The sequence below is a fragment of the Microcystis sp. M53603_WE2 genome, assembly GCF_030065435.1.
This window is the reverse complement of record NZ_JASJFF010000758.1, coordinates 1-2,335: the sequence shown is the minus strand read 5'-3', so window position 1 is coordinate 2,335 and position 2,335 is coordinate 1. Positions and strand designations below refer to the sequence as shown.

Annotated in this window: 2 protein-coding genes; one reads left to right on the top strand and one right to left on the bottom strand. The window is 47.5% G+C overall.

Features of this window, described 5'->3' with window-relative positions; translation table 11 throughout:
* Window positions 1–186 precede the first annotated feature (186 nt).
* Entirely contained in the window at window positions 187–1,533 is a 1,347-nt protein-coding gene (locus PX481_RS16345) for a calcium-binding protein (RefSeq protein WP_288095017.1), read from the top strand.
* Window positions 1,534–1,718: 185 nt separating this feature from the next.
* On the opposite strand, the gene PX481_RS16340 is transcribed toward PX481_RS16345, so the two are convergent.
* Window positions 1,719–2,144, bottom strand: coding sequence for a DUF29 domain-containing protein (locus PX481_RS16340; RefSeq protein ID WP_043998986.1), 426 nt, complete (start codon window positions 2,142–2,144; stop codon window positions 1,719–1,721).
* Window positions 2,145–2,335 lie beyond the last annotated feature (191 nt).

Here is a 2,335-nt window from a genome sequence, read left to right as displayed (position 1 = left end):
GCAAATAGGTGCAAGAATGAAAATTGTGGGAGCACAATGGAAAGCAGAGAATGTTCCTCAGTATTTGAAGCTACGTTGTGCTTATCTCAACGGCGATATTGCCTGAGTATTTTTACTCATTGCAAAACTGGGATGCTCCCGTGGCACAGGATGTAAATTATGTAATTGTTAAGGAGGGTTAAATTTATGGCCATAATTACAGGAACTAATGGCAACGACATACTGTTTGGTACCGCTGGCAACGACACCCTCGATGGTCTCTTGGGTGCCGACACGATGGATGGTGGTGATGGCAACGACACCTACTACGTGGACAATGTGGGCGACATCGTCAAGGAATTCTACGATGATTCCCTGGGTGGGACAGCTGATACAGTATTTGCCTCAGTCACTTATTCCCTAGCACCAGGGACATTTTATAACCAAGGATATGGGATTGAGAACTTGACCCTGACGGGGAGTGGCAATATCAACGCTACTGGCAATAGCAAAAACAACATCCTCAAGGGCAACACTGGCAGCAATGTCCTCAATGGTGGTGTGGGTGCCGACACTATGGATGGTGGTGATGGCAACGACACCTACTTCGTGGACAATGTGGGCGATATCGTCAAGGAGGTCTTCGATGATTCCCTGGGTGGGACAGCTGATACGGTATCTGCCTCAGTCACTTATTCTCTAGCACCGGGGACAGCTGGGAACCAAGGATATGGGATTGAGAACTTGACCCTGACGGGGAGTAGCAATATCAACGCTACTGGCAATAGCAAAAACAACGTCCTCACGGGCAACGCCTCGGCCAACACGTTCTTCGGCACCGCTGGCAACGACACGATTAATGGTGGTGCTGGCGTCGATACGGCCAACTACAGCGCTCTGAGCAATGTCGTCACTTTGGGTGCCTTCGGGGTGTTGAACAAGGGAGCGCTGGGTACCGACACCTTGATTGCCGTGGAATCGATTGTGGGCAGCAGCCTGCTGGGCGACACGGTGGATCACAGCGGTGCCAGCGTGGCTCCCGCCACGGGAACGGTTACCAACCTCACCACCGGCGTGGTGAAGGTGAACGGCACGGCCGCGCCGCTGCCCTTGACCTTCACGGTGAGCCAGTTTGAAAACGTCATCGGCAGCAGCTTTGCCGACACGATCACGGGCAACAGCACCAACAATTCCCTCAATGGCGGAGCGGGGAATGACAGCCTCGATGGTGGTGCTGGCAATGATACCCTGATTGGTGGTGATGGCAACGACATCCTGATTGGTGGTGCTGGCAATGACACCCTGACTGGTGGTGCTGGTGCCGATAAGTTCCGCTTCAATTTCCTCTCCGAGAAAGTTGATACTATCCAAGACTTTTTATGGCCAGAAGGAGACAAAATTGAAGTTAGCCAATCGGGTTTTGGAGCCACTTCTCTGAGTCAGATCAGTTACAACGCATGGACTGGATCACTTTCATTTTTAGGGACCGAGTTTGCTATCTTGGCAAACCTTCCAGCTGGTTTTGCGGTTTCTCTTGACGTAGTTCTTATTTAGTAAACCTAGAAACGCTATATATCAAAATTGAGTCATGGATGGAGCCGAAACTTCCTCGCATGACTCAATTTCTTTTTCAACCATATTTTGGAATACCAGCTATTAGTTGTTAAGCAACTGAAGTAAGGTGGGTATTGCCCACCCTATTGTTGTATGGATGTAAGTTGGATTGCAAGCTCCAGTTTTTAACCAGGGAACCAATCTTCATCAAGAATTTTCTCAATTGTCCAAGGACAGTCAACTGGTAAAGTTAATCCACTTTTGCGGCTCGCTTTTCCCAGAGCTTTTTGATAACAATAACCAAACCGTTCTAAGGCATGATTGTAGATTACCTTAGAGCGAAACAGCAAGCTCAATTCCAATCTGAAATTATCTATCTCGTCTGTCCAGTGGGGTAGGTAGTAAGGATGCTTCCAGTAGGCGTAAAGTAGCAGGTGACTGAGGAGTTGAATAAGAAAGCTTTCTGCTTTGTATTTGCGTTCATCAACCATTTCCTCTAATTCCTCGGCTAAAGTTTGCCAATCTAAAGTATTGCGCTCAGGCGATCGCAGTTTTTCTGCCTGGTCTTGCAGCCAAGCTACATAGTCTTTCTCATATAGGGTTTCAGCCATTAATTTTACCTCTATACTAATCTTTTTTTGTCCTATCAAAATATAGCTCTCATTGTATAGCTCAAGCACCAAGAAAATGCTGGTTATTGAAATATTACATCCCATCATTCAGTCAATAGACCTCTGGTAAAAATCAAAAATTGTTGTTAGGGTTAGTGCGATGCCGAAGGCACTGCGTAGCAGTACGCCAT

Excerpts from the sequence above, each read along its gene's own strand:
- PX481_RS16340 (WP_043998986.1), bottom strand. The coding sequence starts at position 2,144 with ATGGCTGAAACCCTATATGAGAAAGACTATGTAGCTTGGCTGCAAGAC.
- PX481_RS16345 (WP_288095017.1), top strand. The coding sequence starts at position 187 with ATGGCCATAATTACAGGAACTAATGGCAACGACATACTGTTTGGTACC.